The following is a 16,302-nucleotide window of genomic DNA, read 5'->3' on the forward strand; positions in this document are numbered from 1 at the left end:
CCGCCCACGGGGGGCGGGCCGCGTTCGAACGGGAGCCGCTCACGAGATATCTTGATGTCGAGCAATGTTGCAGACGTGGAGAGCGGAGCACCAGGTGACTGACTCGACCATCATCTATACGCACACCGACGAGGCGCCCGCCCTGGCGACGTACTCGTTCCTGCCTGTGATCCAGGCGTACGCATCGACGGCCGGTGTCACCGTGGAGACCCGTGACATCTCGCTCGCGGGGCGGATCATCTCCCAGTTCCCCGAGTACCTCGAAGAGGGCCAGCGCATCGACGACGCCCTCGCCGAGCTCGGCGAGCTGGCGAAGACCCCCGGTGCGAACATCATCAAGCTTCCGAACATCTCGGCCTCGATCCCGCAGCTGAAGGCTGCCGTGGCCGAGCTCCAGGCCCAGGGCTACGCGCTCCCGGCCTACCCGGACGACCCGAAGACCGACGAGGAGCGCGACATCCGCGCCCGCTACGACAAGGTCAAGGGCAGCGCCGTCAACCCGGTCCTGCGCGAGGGCAACTCCGACCGCCGCGCCCCCGCCTCGGTCAAGAACTACGCCAAGGCCCACCCGCACCGCATGGGCGCCTGGAGCGGCGACTCGAAGACGAACGTCGCCACCATGGGCGTCGACGACTTCCGTTCCACCGAGAAGTCCGCGGTCGTCGCGGAGGACGGCACCCTGCGCATCGAGCTCAAGGGTGACGACGGCTCCACCACCGTGCTGCGCGAGTCGGTCCCCGTCCTCGCGGGCGAGGTCGTCGACGCCTCCGTGATGCGCGTCGCCGCCCTGCGCGAGTTCCTCACCGCCCAGGTCGCCCGGGCCAAGGCCGAGGACGTGCTGTTCTCCGTGCACCTCAAGGCCACGATGATGAAGGTGTCGGACCCGATCGTCTTCGGCCACGTCGTACGCGCCTTCTTCCCGAAGACCTTCGCGCAGTACGGCGACGTCCTCGCGAAGGCCGGCCTCACGCCGAACGACGGCCTCGGCGGCATCTACAAGGGCCTGGAGTCGCTGCCGGAGGGCGCCGAGGTCAAGGCGTCCTTCGACGCCGAGCTCGCCGAGGGCCCCGCCCTCGCGATGGTCGACTCCGACAAGGGCATCACCAACCTGCACGTGCCGTCCGACGTCATCGTCGACGCCTCGATGCCGGCCATGATCCGCACCTCGGGCCACATGTGGGGCCCCGACGGCCAGGAGGCCGACACCCTCGCCGTCCTCCCGGACAGCAGCTACGCGGGCGTCTACCAGGCCGTGATCGAGGACTGCCGCGCCAACGGCGCCTACGACCCGGCCACCATGGGCACCGTCCCGAACGTCGGCCTGATGGCGCAGAAGGCCGAGGAGTACGGCAGCCACGACAAGACGTTCGAGATCCCGGCCACCGGCACCGTCCGCGTCGTCGACGCCGAGGGCAACGCCGTGCTGGAGCAGACCGTCGGCGCCGGCGACATCTTCCGCATGTGCCAGACCAAGGACGCGCCGATCAAGGACTGGGTGAAGCTCGCCGTCACCCGCGCCCGCGCCACCGGCGACCCGGCCGTCTTCTGGCTGGACGAGACCCGCGCCCACGACGCGCAGCTCATCGCCAAGGTCAACGCCTACCTGCCCGAGCACGACACCGAGGGCCTGGACATCCGGATCCTGGCGCCGGTCGAGGCGACCAAGCTGTCCGTCGAGCGCATCCGCCGCGGCGAGAACACCATCTCCGTCACCGGCAACGTGCTCCGCGACTACCTGACCGACCTCTTCCCCATCCTGGAGCTGGGCACCAGCGCCAAGATGCTCTCGGTCGTCCCGCTGATGAACGGCGGCGGTCTGTTCGAGACGGGCGCGGGCGGCTCCGCCCCCAAGCACGTCCAGCAGCTCGTCAAGGAGAACTACCTCCGCTGGGACAGCCTCGGTGAGTTCCTGGCGCTCGCGGTCAGCTTCGAGCACCTCGCCACCACCACCGGCAACGCGCGGGCCAAGGTCCTCGCCGACACCCTGGACCGTGCCACCGGCACGTTCCTCAACGAGGACAAGTCGCCGAGCCGCCGCCTCGGCGGCATCGACAACCGCGGCAGCCACTTCTACCTCGCCCTGTACTGGGCGCAGGAGCTGGCCGGCCAGTCCGACGACGCGCAGCTCGCCGGGGCCTTCGCCCCGCTCGCGAAGACGCTCGCGGAGCAGGAGGAGACCATCGTCGGCGAGCTGATCGCCGTCCAGGGCTCCCCGGCGGAGATCGGCGGCTACTACCAGCCCGACCCGGCCAAGGCGTCGGCCGTGATGCGTCCGTCCGAGACGCTGAACCAGGCCCTCGCCACGCTGGCCTGACACCGTACGTTCCACGTTCCGCCCCGGCCCGGGTCCGCCCGGCCGGGGCGGCGGCGTTCCCGCGCACGGCCCCGGCGGCCGCGGGCTGCCCGCCCCGGACACGACGGAGGGGGCGGCGCCACGGGGTGAGCCCCGTGGCGCCGCCCCCTCGGGACGTCCGCGCTCAGTAGCGGTCGACGGTCGGTGTGCCGCCGTACTTGGAACCGGACAGACCGAGGGTGGCGTCGTACGCCTTCTCCTGGTCGCCGTTGGCGTCGTGCTCCTCGATGGCGTCGGACACCGCCTCGCGCAGCGCCGTGTCGTCCTTGTTCATGCCGATCCCGTACGGCTCCTCGGTGAACGGGTTCCCGACGACCTTGAGCTTGCCGGGGACCTGCGCCGCGTACCCCATGAGGATGGCGTCGTCCGTGGTGACGGCGTCGACCTCGCCCTTCAGGAGCTTGTCGACGCACTGGGAGTACTTCTCGGTGCCCACCGTGGTGGTGTTGTACTCCTCCTTCTGGATCTCCTTCAGCGCCGTGGCGCCCGTCACCGAGCAGACGGTCTTGCCCTGGAGGGAGTAGGGACCGCCGATGGTCCGGTCGTCCGCGCGGACCAGGAGGTCGGCGCCGGCCAGGTAGTACGGGCCGGCGAAGCCGACCTTCTTCTTGCGCTCCTCGTTGATCGTGTACGTGCCCACGTACAGATCCACCTGCCCGGCGGCGATGGCCGCCTCGCGCTTGCCGGTGTCGATGGTCTTGAACTCGATGTGGCGGGGGGCGAAGCCGAGGTCGGCGGCGACCATCTTGGCGACCTCGATGTCGAAGCCGGACCGCTGCCCGCTCTCGTCCTGGAAGCCGAGGAACGGCTGGTCGTTCTTGACGCCGATCACGATCTTGCCGGCCTTCTGGGCCCGCTCCAGGGTCGGCGAGTCGATCGAGACACCGGTCGCCACCTCGTAGGTGGGAAGGCGCGGCCGGTCCGCGGCGGTGGTGCCGTCCGACGGCGCGGAGTCCGGGGAGCCGGGGTCCGCGCTGCAGGAGGTGGCGGTGAGGGTGATCGCAAGCACGGTGACCGCCGCGAACGCGGCCGACTTGCAGGGCTTCATGGTGCGACTTCCTTCTTCCGAACGAACCGGGGGAGGACCGCCCCGCGCCTCGTCGCGCCGGGCCCTCCCGCACCGGGCGCACGGTTCTTCCCCCTGCTGCACCGCCCCCCGATTCCGGCACCCTATGGACTGGGATGTCCCCCCGGCAGTACATCTGAGCGGAACTTGAGCATCACAATCCGGACACGGCGGGGGGAGGTCGTGGACGTGACGTGCACGTGGTCCCGTCCGGCGGTCGGGCCCGGAGGAAGCGTTTCGTCCCGCTCTGGTGTGGCGTGTTGCGGTAGGCACCGCCGCGCCCCTAAATGGGGCCAGCGAATGGGACGGATCCCCGAGATCCCCGCGTGATCGGATGGTTCCTCGTGCTCACCCACACTCTCGACCGAGGCGTCCTGCTCGTCTCGCTCCACGGCGACGTCCGGATCAGCGAACGGGCCGCGCTGTCCCAGCAGTTCACGGATCTGGTGCGGATGTACGCGCCCCGGGCCGTCGTCATCGAGATCGGGGCGTCCGTGGTGAGCGCCGCCGCGCTCAGCACGGTGCTGCGGGCCCGACGCCTGTGCGAGCAGGCGGGGGTGCCGCTCGCGGTGGTGGCCGACGGCCCGGTCACCCGGGCCCTGCTGGAGGCGGGAACCGCGGGCACCGGACTGCGCGTGCACGGCCGCGGCACGGACGCCGTGACGGCGCCCGCCTGACCGGCCCGTCCCGTCCGGCAGCCCGCGCCGCAGCCGGGCGGACCGGACGGCGCCCGCCCGCCCCGCTCGGCCGCGGCGCCTCCTGCGGCCCCGAGGCCGTGGCCCGCCCGGTACCCGGCCGACGCGGCGGCCGCCCGCCCGTCAGCGGTGTCCCGCGAGCCGCGGAAGGCTCCCGTTCAGATAGTGGTCCCCGATGTCGCGCAGGCTGTGGGCGGCGGAGTGGTGGGCCGTCAGCACACGGGCGTTGCGCCAGAAGCGGTCCAGACCGGGGTCGGCCACCGAGGGGCCGGTGCCGGGGAAGAGGCCGAGCACCCGGGTGGTGATGTGCACGGCCGACCGGGCGGTGACCGCCTCCGCGGCGCCCACCAGCGCGGCGATGTCCGCGCTCTCGTCGGCGGTCAGCTCCCGGCCGGCCGCCAGCCCGTCCGTCAGGGCCGCGGTCGCCCGCTCCACCACGGAGGCCGCGGCGTGGGCCTCGGTCGCCGACTCCCCGTAGGCGAGCAGGAGATACGGGTCCGTGGCGGGGCGGCCGTCCGTGCCGTCGAAGAGACGGCCGCCCTCGCGCGGGTCCGCCGCGCGGGCGGCGCGGCTGATGTCCCGCGCCTCGGCGAGCGCCCCCTCCGCCGTGCCGAGGGCCACATGGCTCAGCAGCAGCCGCAGGATCAGCGGGGTGAGGGCCGTGAGCGGGGCGAGGGCCCGCTCGTCGCGCGGTACCGCTCCCACCACGTCCTCGTCCGTCACCGGGACGGCGTCGAAGACGATGCTGCCCGCGCCCGTGAGCCGCTGCCCGAGCCGCTCCGGGGCGGGGCTGACGCAGACGCCGGGATGCGCCGGGTCGACCAGCACGACGAGCGGATCGCCGCCGGGGGCGGGGGAGGCGTCGACGACCAGGCAGTCGGCGACCGTCGCGCCCGCCTCCAGCGTGCGACAGCCGCTCAGCACGCGGCCGCCGCCCGTCGTGCGGAGGGTGAGCGGCGGGCCGGGTGCCGTTTCCGGCAGGTCCACGCCCCCGGCGAGCAGATGCCCGCCGGCCGCCGTGCGCCGCTCGAACCGCTCGGCGTCCGCGGGGGTGCCGAACAGCCGCCCGCTCCAGGTCAGCGCGTAGTGCCGGGCGAGGAGTTCGGCCACCGAGCTGTCGGCGGCGGCGAGTTCGCCCAGCACCGAGCAGGCGCTGCGCAGATCCGCCCCCCGCTCCCCGCTCCCCGGGGGCACCAGCAGGCCGGGCAGGCCGGCCTCCTTGAGGCGGGCGACCTCGTCGTAGGGCGGTTTGCCCGCACGGTCGCGGGTCAGGGCGTCGACCGCGAGGTCGTCGGCGAGCTCCCTGACCACCCGCTGCCACAGCTCGTCGTCGGCCGTACGGCCTGTCCGAGTCGACGTACGCACGGCCCACCTCACAGGGAATCCCATGTTTCCTACTGGAATAGTAGGGATCGATGGTGACAGACGTCCGCCGCGCCCCCAAGGGGGCGTTCGAGGGGTGGACACCCGGCATCCGCATTCCGGACCGTCGACGCCGCGGGCGTACGGAATGTGAGGGAGTGTCAGGGAAAGGGGCGCGGCCGTCCGCTCAGGGATTGGTCCAGGCGGCCGGGTCCTCGGTCAGCGCCGAGACCCCCTCCGGCAGCCGGTCGGCGGCGATCGCCGCGATCGTCACCCCCTCCAGGATCTGCCGCACCCCCGCCCGCAGCGCCACCCACAGCGGCTGCAGCGGCTCCGCGGGGCCGGTGTACGACAACTCGGGAGGGCGCACCCCCCGGACCGACACCAGCGGACCGTCGACCGCGCGGATCACGTCCGCCACGCTGATCGACTCCGCCGGCCTCGCCAGCCAGTACCCGCCGTTGCCGCCCCGCTGGCTGCGCACCAGACCGCCCCGGCGCATGTCGCCCAGGATCCCCTCCAGGAACTTGTGCGGAATGTCCTGGGCCTCGGCCATCGCCTCCGCCTTCAGCGGCCCGCCGCCGGGAGCGGCGGCGAGCAGCACGGCGGCACACACCGCGTAGTCGGCCCTGGCTGAAATGCGCATGGGCGCAGTATCCCGTACGCCCCCGATGCCGGGAACCGCCACCGGGTCGTGCGGGCTTGCGTCCGCACCCTTGACGGTGCCGCCGCGCGACTCGACACTCGTCGCAGAGCCCGGCGAACCGCCGGGGGACGGGCGGACGGACAGGACGTCATGAGGCATTCAGGGGCAGAACCGGGCCGGGCACCGCGCCGGCCGCTGCTGCTCACCTGCCGCCGGCACATCGACCTTCTCCGCGTCTGCAGCGCCGCCAGTTCCTGACGGCGCCGCGGTGGCACCGTCGCCGCCGCGTCCCTTTCCGGCCTCGCCCGCTCCCGCCTCCGTGACCGGCTCCCGAGGGATGCCCGCACGTATTGCCGGTCACCGGGCCCGGCCCTCGCTCCGTGCGGCCGTCCCGCGCCACGAGGCCGCCGCTTTCCCCTGTGCCCCATCGATCAGCCCCAGGGAGACGCATGTCCGCCACACCCTCCGCCGCCGCCCCCGCCTTCCGCGGCCGCATCGGCTGCGACATGAGCAGCGGCCACTACGCCGTACCGCACCGCTACCGGCTCCACCTGTCCCTGCCCTGCCCCGGCTCCCTGCGCATCGCCGTCACCCACCGCCTGCTCGGCCTCGGCGACCTCCTGCCCGTCGACCTGCTGCCCGCCGTCCCCGACACCCCGGACGGCGGCTTCACCTCGCTCCGCCCGCTGTACGAGGCCAGTTCCCACCACCACCGCGGCCCCGCCGCCGCCCCCGTGCTCAGCGACGCCTGGACCGGACGCGTCGTCAGCACCCATGCGCCCGACATCGAGCGCGATCTCGCGCTGCGCTTCGGCTCCGCGGGGCCCGAGCTGTATCCCCGCGGCGCCGCGCGGCGGATCGAGGCCGTCGGCCGCCTGTGCACCGAGGGCATCGACGAGGCGGCGCAGAGCGCGGGGGAACTGGGCATCGAGCACGGGGGACACGCGGAACCGCTCGGCACCCTCCTCGACGCGCTCGGCTCCCTCGAACGCTGCCTGGGAGAGCAGGAGTTCGTCCTCGGCGAGCTGCTCACCGCGGCCGACGTGCACGTGTGGACCACGCTCGTCCAGCTGGACACCGTCCACCGCTGGCACCTCGACGCGGACGCCGTCGACCGGATCGCCGCCCACCCCGCCCTCTGGGCCTACGCGCGCAGGCTCGCCGCCCACCCGGCCTTCGGCCCCCTGCTCGACCTCGACGCCATCACCCGCCGCCACCACGCCCGATGTCGGGGGCAGGAGGCCGCGGGGGCGGCGATGCAGATCGTCGACTGGTACGCCTCGGCGGGCCGCACCTCCCGCTGACCGCCCCGTCCGCCCGTCCGGCCTGCGCGCACGCCTCGCGGCGCGGGGGCCTGCCGGGGCGGCCGGCCGTCACCCCGTCACCTCGTCGCGCCGCCGGGCGGGGCGGGCAGCAGCTGTTCCGTCCAGACCGTCTTGCCCTCGCGGGCGTGCCGGGTGCCCCAGCGTTCCGTCAGCTGTGCGACCAGCAGCAGCCCCCGCCCGCCCTCGTCGGTGGTGCGGGCCCGCCGCAGATGGGGGGAGGTGCTGCTCGGGTCGGTGACCTCGCAGATCAGCCGGTGATGGTGGATCAGCCGCAGCGTCACCGGCCCGCCCGCGTAGCGGTACGCGTTGGTCACCAGCTCGCTCACGATCAGCTCCGTGGTGAAGACCAGGTCCTCCAGGCCCCACGCGGCCAGCTGATCGGCCGTCAGCCGCCTCGCCCGTGACGGCGCGGTCGCCTCCGCCGACAGCTCCCAGGTGGCGACGAGCCCGGGCGCCAGCGTCTTCGTACGGGCCAGCAGCAGCGCCACGTCGTCCGCCGGGCGGGCGGGCAGCAGCGCGTCCACGATGTCCTGGGCCAGGCCGTCGAGCGGGCGGCCGGTCCGGCCGAGGCTGCGGCACAGCCGGGCGAGTCCGGCGTCCATGTCGTGCCGGGACCCGTCGATCAGGCCGTCGGTGTACAGCGCCACGACACTGCCCTCCGCCAGCGCCAGCTCGGCGGTCTCGAACGGCAGGCCGCCCAGGCCCAGCGGCGGTCCCGCGGGCAGCTCCGGCACGCTCACGTCGCCCTGCGGCGTCACGATCACCGGCGGGGGGTGCCCGGCGCGCGCGATGCAGCACTGCCGGGACACCGGGTCGTACACCGCGTACAGACAGGTCGCGCCCACCACCTGCTCGCCGGGGGTGCCCTCCTGGTCCGTCTCCTGCTCGCCCGCCAGCCGTGTCACCAGGTCGTCGAGATGGGACAGGACCTCGTCCGGTTCGAGGTCCAGATCCGCCAGTGTGTGCACGGCCGTGCGCAACCGCCCCATGGTCGCCGCCGCGTTGATGCCGTGACCGACGACGTCGCCGACGACCAGGGCCACACGGGCCCCGGAGAGCGGGATCACGTCGAACCAGTCACCGCCCACCCCGGCCGCGCCCCCGGCCGGCATGTACCGGTGCGCCACCACGACCGCGGGGTGCACCGGCAGCTCGCGCGGCAGCAGCCTGCGCTGGAGGGCCACGGCGGTGCGCCGCTGCTGGGTGAAGCGGCGCGCGTTGTCGATGGACACGGCGGCGCGGGAGGCCAGCTCGCCCGCGAGCGTCAGATCGTCCTCCTCGAACGGCTCCGGCAGCCGGGACCGCCACAGGCTCATGAAGCCGAGCACCAGCCCCCGGGCGGTCAGGGGCACCACCATCAGCGAGTGCATGCCGTTGTGGCCGACCAGGTCCATGTGCTCGTACCCCCGGGGCACGTGCGACCCGTCGATGTACGGCTCCAGCACCGGCCGCCGGGTCTCCAGGCAGCGGGCCTGCACGGAATCGGCCGGGAAGACGTTGAGCGAGCCGACGGGGAACATGGGCAGATCCGCCTTGGGGATCACACTGTGCAGGGCCGTTCGGCGCACCGCGCCGCCCGACCCGTCGGCGACGGGCTCCTCGCCGCGGCTGACCTGCTCCAGCAGATCCACCGACGCGCAGTCGGCCAGCCCCGGCACGGCCGCCGCGGCCAGTTCGTCCGCGGTCGTCGCGACGTCCAGCGTCGTGCCGATCGCGGTGCCGGCCGCACTGAGCAGCGCCAGCCGGCGCTGCGCCCGGTAGCGGGCGGTGACGTCCTCGATCATCAGGGTGACGCCCTGCACCCTGCCCGTCGCGTCCTGCATCCGGAAGGCCGAGACGGCGACGTACCGCTCCACGGCCGGGGCGGAGAGCAGCCGGCAGGACTGCTCGGTGAAGATCAGCGGGGTGCCGGTCTCCAGCACCTTGCGCATGCGCTCCTCGATGAGGTCGGCGTCCTCGCGCACCAGGAAGTCGCCGATCCGGAAGCCGCGTGCCTGATGGGGCCGGACGCCCCCGATGTGCGCGACGGCCCGGTTCACCCGCAGGATCCGCAGGTCGGTGTCGTGGACCGACAGCCCGATCGGCGAGGCGCGGAACAGTCCGTCCATCACCGACCGGTCGATCTCCCACTGCACCACCTCGGCGGCCGGAGCCCCGACGAGGTACCACTCCGTCCCGCCGTCTCCCCGGGTGACGAGCCGCGCCCGGACGCCGAAGCCGACGGTGCCGCCGTCGCCGGCGCGCACCGGGACGACGCCGAACCAGCCGCGGTCGCGCGTGCACGCGGCGACGGCCTCCAGCACGGTCACGCGGTCGGCGGGAGGGACCAGCACGTCGATCGCGGGGCGTCCGAGCACCTCGGCCGCCGGATGCCCCAGCAGCTCCTCGGCGCGTTCGCTCCAGCCGGTGATCAGGCCGTGCGTGTCGAGCACCACGGAGACGGCGCGACCCTGCGAGAACGGGTCCTCCGGGCTCTCACTGATCAAGGTCACGGAACCGGTCATCGCCTCCATCCTCCGTCGTGCTCCAGGGTGACGCACCCGGGCCCGGGTGCGCGCCCGCCCCGCCTTCGCGGGGCCGGCCTCACCCGTCCGCGGGCCCGCCGATGAGTTCCGGAGGCCGGCCGGGTCACCCCTCCGGCAGAAGAAGGAACGCCACCGGCGCCCGGCCGGCCGGCGGAAAGCCCGAGAGCCCTGGAGCCACCATGCCGCGCATCACGCCCAATCTCTGGTTCGACACCCAGGGGAAGGAAGCCGCAGAGTTCTACGTCTCGGTCTTCCCCGACTCGCGGATCACCCATGTGTCGTACTACGGCGAGGCCGGTCCGCGTCCCGCCGGCACCGTGCTGACCGTGGACTTCGTGCTCGACGGCCAGCCGTTCACCGCGATCAACGGCGGCCCGGACTTCACGTTCGGCGAGGCCGTCTCCTTCCTCGTCGACTGCGCCGACCAGGCCGAGGTCGACCACTACTGGTCGCGGCTCGGCGAGGGCGGCCAGGAGGGGCCGTGCGGCTGGCTCAAGGACCGGTACGGCCTCTCGTGGCAGGTGGTGCCCGCAGTGCTGGGCGAACTCCTGGAGGACCCGGATCCCGCGCGCGCCCAGCGGGCGATGACGGCCATGCTCGGCATGCACAAGCTCGACGCCGCCGCCCTGCGCGCCGCGGCGGACGGCGCCTGACGGCCGGCACGGGCGCAGGGGGTGTCCGCGGCTTCGCGGACACCCCGGGCGGGACCCGCGGCGTCACGCCGGTGCCGCCGGGACGGGCGGGGGCCGTCGGCACCGGTTGCCGACAAGGGTTGAACGCACGCATCAATCGATGCGCCGTGTCTTGTCAGAGGGTCGAATCACTCCTACAGTCCGTCAGCGGAATGGGAGCGCTCCCAAAGCACACCCCCATTGCTGAAGGGACACCATGAAGCACCGACTGCGAGCCGCCGGGACGGCCGTCCTGGTGACGCTGGGCACCCTCGCCGCCCTGCTCACCACCGCCCTGCCCGCACAGGCCGACGTGCAGATCTGCGAACAGTACGGCAGCACCGTCATCCAGGGCCGCTATGTGGTCCAGAACAACCGCTGGGGTACCGGCGAGACCCAGTGCGTCAACGCCACCGGCACCGGATTCACGGTGACCCGCGCCGACGGCTCGGTCCCCACCAACGGGGCGCCCAAGTCCTACCCGTCGCTCTTCGACGGCTGCCACTACACCAACTGCTCGCCCGGCACCCGGCTGCCCAAGCAGGTGTCGACCATCGGGTCCGTGCCCACCAGCATCTCCTACGGATTCGTCCAGAACGCCGTCTACAACGCGTCCTTCGACATCTGGCTGGACCCGCAGCCCAAGAAGGACGGGGTCAACCGCACCGAGATCATGATCTGGTTCAACCGGGTCGGCCCGATCCAGCCCATCGGCTCCCCCGCGGGCACCGCGACCGTCGGCGGCCGCACCTGGGAGGTGTGGACCGGCAACAACGGCGGCAACGACGTCATCTCCTTCGTCGCCCCCTCCGCCCTGCCGAGCTGGTCGTTCGACGTGATGGACTTCGTCGACCACACCGTCAGCCGCGGCATGGCCGCCCCCAACTGGTATCTGACCAGCGTCCAGGCGGGCTTCGAGCCCTGGCAGGGCGGCGCCGGCCTCGCCGTCCACTCGTTCTCCACGTCCGTCGAGGACGGCGACGGAGGCGGCGGGGAGGAGCCGCCCACCGAGCCGCCCGCCGAACAGGGCGCCTGCGCCGTGACGTACGTCCCCAACGTCTGGCCGGGCGGCTTCACGGCGGAGGTCACCGTGAAGAACAGCGGCACGGCACCCGTCGACGGCTGGGACCTCGGCTTCACCCTGCCCGCCGGCCAGAGCGTCACCAGCGCCTGGAACGCCGCCGTCTCACCGTCCGGCGGAGCGGTCACGGCACGTGACATCGGCTTCAACCAACGAATCCAGGCCGGCGGCACCCAGTCCTTCGGCTTCCAGGGAACCTACACGGGGTCCTACGCCGAACCGGCCGCCTTCACGCTCAACGGCCGTTCCTGCTCCGTGATCTGACGGAGCGGCGGACGGCACGGGGCGGTGGCCGGAACGTGCGCCGGCCGCCGCCCCCCGACGTGCCGGAAGCGGGTGCGCGGTAAGGTCCCGGGATGCCGCACGAGACCACCGCACCCGCCCAGAACCCCGTCACCGCCGCGGACGTGGAGCGCGCCGTGCACCTGTGCGCGGACCTGCTGCGGTCCGCCCCCGCCGACGCCCCCTGGCAGAGCCCCGCCGGAGGCCTGAGCTGGGACTGCCGGGAGACCGTGGAGCATCTCGCCGACGATCTCTTCGCCTACGCCGCCCAACTCGGCCTGCGCCGGGGCCCGTCCGACCGCGAAGTGCCCTTCCGCTACGCCAGCGCGCGCCCGGGCGGGCCCGCGAACACGGTGTTCGCCGACCCGGAGGCGGGCGCGGAGGGACTGGCCCAGGTGGTGGAGAGCTGCGGCGCGCTGCTCGTCGCGATGGTGCGCACCACACCGCCGGACGTCCGCGGCCACCATGTCTTCGGAGCCTCGGACGCCGAGGGCTTCGCCGCCATGGGCATCGTCGAGACCCTCGTCCACACCCATGACGTGGCCCAGGGCCTCGGGCTGGCGTGGGAACCGCCGGGCGAGCTGTGCGCCCGGGTGCTCGGCAGGCTCTTCCCGGACGTGCCCGGCGTGCCGGACGGCGGCGACCCGTGGCACGTACTGCTGTGGGCCACCGGGCGGGGCGAACTGCCCGGCCTCCCGCGCCGCACCGCGTGGCGCTGGTACGGCGAACCGAGGGCCTGAGCCCTGCGGGAGCGGCGCGGGGCCGGGACGGACCTTCCTGTCACCTGCTCCGTCGTGAACGAGGCGCGCCCGGTCCCTCGGGCACCGCGTCGTCGGCGCCGGGCTCCGGGTCGTTCGCCAGCTCCATACGGGTGTGCTGCTGCCGGGCCCGCAGGTATCCCGCGACCTCGTGCTTCATCTCGTCGTCCTTGCGGGGGCTCACCCGGTTGCTGCCTTGCTCCATGGAGGGACCTCCTCGGTACGTTCGTGCTGTCCCCGACACGTACCCCATCGTCGCAGAACGACACAGATCACTCGAACGGATGCGGATGGTGGCCGTGACCTGCGCTTTTGTTCCGGCCATCCCTCCCGGTGACGGTCGCTCCCGCACATTTCGTCCCGGCCGTCCCTCCCGGTGACGGCCGCACCCGCGACCCTCCGGAGCAACGGCCCGCCGTCGTCGGCCGCCGGCCCCCGGGCCTGCCGCCGGCGTCGGCGGACGCACCGGTGCCCGGACGGCCGACGGCCGTCCGGGCACCGGTGCGTGCGGGAACCGGGCGCGGGATCAGGCGCCCCTGGCCGCCCCCGCCCGTCCGGTCCGGCGCACCAGTACCGTCCCCGCGAGCAGGGCGGCCGCCGCCGCGCTGAGCACGGCCAGCGCCTTGGCCCAGGTGAACGAGTCACCGAGGCTGCTGTTCAGCAGATCCGCGGTGCCGGCTCCGGCGAGCGCGTGGAGGGCGATGATGCCGACCGCGAGTCCCGCGGCCGCCGCCCACGTCACCAGCGTGTCCCGTACCGCGAGCCAGACGCCGCCCACCAGGCACAGCAGGGTGACGGCGACCGACAGGGTCTCCGCGTAGCCGCCGGAACGCAGGCCCGCCAGGTCGGTGGGCACATGGATGACACCGCAGGCGAACAGGGCGAGCGCGGCGGGCCAGCGCAGCACGGAGCGGAGGGCGGGCGACACGCTGTGGCCGGCCGGGCCCGAGGCGAGGGCGCTGTTGAGCGCCGACGCCTGCCAGCCGGGCGACTTCCCGGAGCGCTTCGGCCTGCTCCGCCGGGCCTTCGGGGCGCCGCCCCCGGCACCGGCATCCGCGGACATCTCCCGACGGGGATCCCGCGGTGCGTCCAGGCCGTCGTCCTCGGGCCGCCAGTCGCTGCTGTCCGTGCCCAGGATGGAGACGAGTTCGACCACGTCGTCCACCGGGCGGCCGACGGCCGCCGCACGCAGGGTGGTGTCGACCTGGTCGAGGTCGTGGCCGGACGCCTTGAGCAGGGCCATCAACTGCCGCACCTCGTCCAGCGGACGTGCGACCGCCGCTGCGCGCAGGGCGACGTCGGCGGGCCGGGACACCTCGCCCGACTCCTTGAGCCGGGTGACCAGGGCCGCGACCTCCTCCAGCGGACGCTCGGTCGCGGCGGTCCGCAGAAGGGTGTGCACCGGTGCGTGTTCGTCCTCGGCCGCGTCGCCGGCGTCCCGGTCCCCGGCGGGCGGGCCGCCGGTGTCCGCAGCCTGCTCCGCGGGCTCCGCCGCTGCCTCGGCGACGGCGGCCTCCTCGTCCCGGGCGTGTGTCGCACGGGACGACGGCCGGTACCGGTCGCCGGGGTCCCCGGTGACCGCGACCGCGACGGATCCCGCGGGTGGCAGGGCGGGGAAGGTGCCGACCGCGAAGGGGTGCTCCGGCGCCGGTGCGGTGCCCGAGGGCCTTCCGTCGTCGTCGTGGTCTGCCGTGTTCGTGTGGAAGGGGTCGGATGTCATGGCGCGGACTCCGTTCGCGGGCCTGCTGTCCAGGCCCGCAGCGTTCGACTCGTGCTGCGCTGTTGAGCGCGCTGTCTCCCACTACCGCCCAGTTCGGCGCGTTGCGCCATCCGGGAACCCCGCCGCTGGGCCGACAGGGCGACGGGGCCCGTGCCGGGGCCCCGGTCACGGGCGCGAAGGCCTCCGCCGCCCGCCGTCCGATTCCCTCTTCGCCCAGGACCGGGGTCCGGGGCGAAGAGTCCGGAGGCCGTATCAGATCCCGCATCCGCCGTACGGTCAGTGACCGCGGCCCCGACGGGCGGCGCCGGACCGGCTGGAGTTGAATGAAGGCTCGGGGGCCGAGCGCAGTGAACCCGCCGATCGCGGACCGCCAGGTCAGGGAGTGCCCCACGGGGATGATCGTCAGGCCTCTCGTTCGGATCAGGGCACGCGAACCCGGCAGGACCCGAACGAGAGGGCCCAAGTGACTACTGGCGGCGACGCCCTCGCGGCGGACACGCGGCACCCGGAGGGCTGCGCGCTCCTGGTGGTGGCCGGCGACGGCACCGTCCTCGCCTGCACCGCCGACGCGGTCACGCTGCTCGGGGAACCGGCCGGGGCGCTCACCGGCCGCCGGGTCGAGGACCTGTTCGAGGACCCCGACCTCTGGTCGCGGCTGCTCGACCCGGACGCGGGTCCGTGCCCCGTCTCCCGGAGCGCGGTGCTCAAGGGCCGGCCGGAGACCGTGCTGTGCGCCCTGCTGCCCCCCTCGCCCCTCGCCCCGGCGGAACCGTGACACGGCACCGCCTCCGGCGCCTCCCACCGGCGCCTCAGCCGCGGGCCGCCTCGCGCAGGGCGGCCAGCATCTCGCGCAGCACCGGGCTCTCCTTCTGCGTCCGCCGCCTGACGGCCCGGATGCTGCGGACCGGCTGCGGACCGCGGACCCTGCGCACGACGACGCCGGGATGTCCGCCCCCGATGCCGAGCACCGGCATCAGCGCGACCCCGAGCCCGGCGGCGACGAAACCCAGCGCGGTGGCGTGGTCCTCGCTCTGCACCACGAAGTCCGGGGCGAAGCCCGCCTCCGCGCAGGCGTCGATCACCCGGCCCAGGCAGGGGCCGGCCGGCCATTCGTTGCCGACCCAGGGCTCGCCGGCGAGGAGGGCGAGGTCGACGACCCGCTTCGCCGCGAGCGGGTGGTCCTTCGGGAGCACCACGCGGTACGGGTCGTCGGCCAGCTGCTCCACCAGCAGGTCGTCCGCCGGGCGCTCCTCGCGGAGCGGGACGACGAGGGCGATGTCGGCCTCCCCCCGGCGGACCGCGCCCAGGGGGTCCTCGGGATCGGACAGGGCCAGGTCGACGCGCACACCCGGGTGGCGGCGGCGGAACGCCGCGACCGCGGGAGCCACCATGCCGGCCCCCGCCGTGGCGAAGTAACGGACCGACAGACGACCCGTGCGGCCCGCCTTCAGATCGGCGAGCGCGGTCTCGGCCTCGGCGATCCGCCGGCCGATGGCGGCGGAGTGCTCGGTGAGCAGCCGCCCCGCGGCGGTGGGGCGCACATGGCGTCCGACCCTCTCCAGCAGATCCGTGCCGGTCTCCCTCTCCAGGGCACCGATCTGCTGGCTGACCGCCGAGGGCGTGTAGCCCAGCTCGGCGGCGGCCGCCGTCACCGATCCGAGGGTCACCACGGCTTCGAGCATCCGCATCCTGCGCACATCCAGCATGTAGTGGAGGTTAACAACAGATCCAGAAGCTTTCACTGGTGCTTCAGCAGGGTGCGGGTGCACGGTGGACTCCACGACGCGGTGGAGGGAGACGGACGTGGCGCGCGGGCAT

At 73.8% G+C, this 16,302-nt stretch carries 14 protein-coding genes; 7 read left to right on the top strand and 7 right to left on the bottom strand.

The genetic code is table 11. The features are described from left to right. Positions 1 to 94: 94 nt before the first annotated feature. Positions 95 to 2,314: an NADP-dependent isocitrate dehydrogenase gene (locus EAO77_RS32640; RefSeq protein ID WP_147991938.1), complete on the top strand. Its 2,220-nt coding sequence runs from the start codon at positions 95 to 97 to the stop codon at positions 2,312 to 2,314. A gap of 163 nt (positions 2,315 to 2,477) precedes the next feature. Here EAO77_RS32640 and EAO77_RS32645 read toward each other — a convergent pair whose 3' ends face one another. After that, a complete protein-coding gene (locus EAO77_RS32645; protein ID WP_147991939.1) occupies positions 2,478 to 3,401 on the bottom strand; it encodes a glutamate ABC transporter substrate-binding protein in 924 nt (307 codons plus the stop codon). Between the two features lie 344 nt (positions 3,402 to 3,745). Here EAO77_RS32645 and EAO77_RS32650 point away from each other — a divergent pair, with 344 nt between their 5' ends. Next, complete coding sequence (locus tag EAO77_RS32650; RefSeq protein WP_147991940.1) at positions 3,746 to 4,096, top strand: STAS domain-containing protein; 351 nt, start codon at positions 3,746 to 3,748, stop codon at positions 4,094 to 4,096. 141 nt (positions 4,097 to 4,237) lie between these two features. Here the strand turns inward: EAO77_RS32650 and EAO77_RS32655 are convergent, their stop codons facing one another. After that, on the bottom strand, positions 4,238 to 5,479 hold the full coding sequence (locus EAO77_RS32655; protein ID WP_261994247.1) for an acyl-CoA dehydrogenase family protein: 1,242 nt from the start codon (positions 5,477 to 5,479) through the stop codon (positions 4,238 to 4,240). Between the two features lie 184 nt (positions 5,480 to 5,663). Further along, positions 5,664 to 6,122, bottom strand: a complete 459-nt coding sequence (locus EAO77_RS32660) for an RrF2 family transcriptional regulator (protein WP_147991942.1) — start codon at positions 6,120 to 6,122, stop codon at positions 5,664 to 5,666. Between the two features lie 449 nt (positions 6,123 to 6,571). On the opposite strand from EAO77_RS32660, the gene EAO77_RS32665 reads away from it, so the two are divergent. Beyond that, on the top strand, positions 6,572 to 7,426 hold the full coding sequence (locus EAO77_RS32665; protein WP_147991943.1) for a glutathione S-transferase: 855 nt from the start codon (positions 6,572 to 6,574) through the stop codon (positions 7,424 to 7,426). Between the two features lie 77 nt (positions 7,427 to 7,503). Here EAO77_RS32665 and EAO77_RS32670 read toward each other — a convergent pair whose 3' ends face one another. Continuing rightward, the gene (locus EAO77_RS32670) at positions 7,504 to 9,951 is read right to left on the bottom strand and encodes a SpoIIE family protein phosphatase (protein WP_147991944.1); all 2,448 of its coding nucleotides are present in this window, start codon (positions 9,949 to 9,951) and stop codon (positions 7,504 to 7,506) included. Between the two features lie 200 nt (positions 9,952 to 10,151). Here EAO77_RS32670 and EAO77_RS32675 point away from each other — a divergent pair, with 200 nt between their 5' ends. The 3 genes from EAO77_RS32675 to EAO77_RS32685 all read left to right on the top strand — a co-directional run bounded on the left by EAO77_RS32675 (position 10,152) and on the right by EAO77_RS32685 (position 12,746). Next, positions 10,152 to 10,625, top strand: coding sequence for a VOC family protein (locus EAO77_RS32675; protein WP_147991945.1), 474 nt, complete (start codon positions 10,152 to 10,154; stop codon positions 10,623 to 10,625). Positions 10,626 to 10,860: 235 nt separating this feature from the next. Next, positions 10,861 to 11,988: a GH12 family glycosyl hydrolase domain-containing protein gene (locus tag EAO77_RS32680; RefSeq protein WP_147991946.1), complete on the top strand. Its 1,128-nt coding sequence runs from the start codon at positions 10,861 to 10,863 to the stop codon at positions 11,986 to 11,988. A 92-nt stretch (positions 11,989 to 12,080) separates the two neighbouring features. Next, positions 12,081 to 12,746, top strand: coding sequence for a maleylpyruvate isomerase N-terminal domain-containing protein (locus EAO77_RS32685; RefSeq protein ID WP_147991947.1), 666 nt, complete (start codon positions 12,081 to 12,083; stop codon positions 12,744 to 12,746). 40 nt (positions 12,747 to 12,786) lie between these two features. Here the strand turns inward: EAO77_RS32685 and EAO77_RS32690 are convergent, their stop codons facing one another. Together EAO77_RS32690 and EAO77_RS32695 are read right to left on the bottom strand one after the other, a co-directional pair. Next, the gene (locus EAO77_RS32690; protein WP_147991948.1) at positions 12,787 to 12,969 is read right to left on the bottom strand and encodes a hypothetical protein; all 183 of its coding nucleotides are present in this window, start codon (positions 12,967 to 12,969) and stop codon (positions 12,787 to 12,789) included. Between the two features lie 321 nt (positions 12,970 to 13,290). Next, on the bottom strand, positions 13,291 to 14,484 hold the full coding sequence (locus EAO77_RS32695; protein ID WP_261994248.1) for a hypothetical protein: 1,194 nt from the start codon (positions 14,482 to 14,484) through the stop codon (positions 13,291 to 13,293). Positions 14,485 to 14,947: 463 nt separating this feature from the next. Between EAO77_RS32695 and EAO77_RS32700 the strand changes: the two genes are divergently transcribed. Continuing rightward, on the top strand, positions 14,948 to 15,259 hold the full coding sequence (locus EAO77_RS32700; RefSeq protein ID WP_147991949.1) for a hypothetical protein: 312 nt from the start codon (positions 14,948 to 14,950) through the stop codon (positions 15,257 to 15,259). 34 nt (positions 15,260 to 15,293) lie between these two features. On the opposite strand, the gene EAO77_RS32705 is transcribed toward EAO77_RS32700, so the two are convergent. Continuing rightward, positions 15,294 to 16,190 carry a LysR family transcriptional regulator gene (locus tag EAO77_RS32705; RefSeq protein WP_147991950.1) on the bottom strand — a complete coding sequence of 299 codons (897 nt, stop codon included), beginning with the start codon at positions 16,188 to 16,190 and terminating at the stop codon, positions 15,294 to 15,296. Between the last annotated feature and the right edge of the window lie 112 nt (positions 16,191 to 16,302).

This window comes from Streptomyces sp. T39 (genome assembly GCF_008042045.1).
Lineage (GTDB): Bacteria > Actinomycetota > Actinomycetes > Streptomycetales > Streptomycetaceae > Streptomyces.

Coding starts and splice junctions, on each gene's coding strand:
- EAO77_RS32645 (WP_147991939.1), bottom strand. CDS start 3,401: ATGAAGCCCTGCAAGTCGGCCGCGTTCGCGGCGGTCACCGTGCTTGCG.
- EAO77_RS32660 (WP_147991942.1), bottom strand. CDS start 6,122: ATGCGCATTTCAGCCAGGGCCGACTACGCGGTGTGTGCCGCCGTGCTG.
- EAO77_RS32665 (WP_147991943.1), top strand. CDS start 6,572: ATGTCCGCCACACCCTCCGCCGCCGCCCCCGCCTTCCGCGGCCGCATC.
- EAO77_RS32670 (WP_147991944.1), bottom strand. CDS start 9,951: ATGACCGGTTCCGTGACCTTGATCAGTGAGAGCCCGGAGGACCCGTTC.
- EAO77_RS32675 (WP_147991945.1), top strand. CDS start 10,152: ATGCCGCGCATCACGCCCAATCTCTGGTTCGACACCCAGGGGAAGGAA.
- EAO77_RS32680 (WP_147991946.1), top strand. CDS start 10,861: ATGAAGCACCGACTGCGAGCCGCCGGGACGGCCGTCCTGGTGACGCTG.
- EAO77_RS32685 (WP_147991947.1), top strand. CDS start 12,081: ATGCCGCACGAGACCACCGCACCCGCCCAGAACCCCGTCACCGCCGCG.
- EAO77_RS32690 (WP_147991948.1), bottom strand. CDS start 12,969: ATGGAGCAAGGCAGCAACCGGGTGAGCCCCCGCAAGGACGACGAGATG.
- EAO77_RS32695 (WP_261994248.1), bottom strand. CDS start 14,484: ATGACATCCGACCCCTTCCACACGAACACGGCAGACCACGACGACGAC.
- EAO77_RS32705 (WP_147991950.1), bottom strand. CDS start 16,190: ATGCTGGATGTGCGCAGGATGCGGATGCTCGAAGCCGTGGTGACCCTC.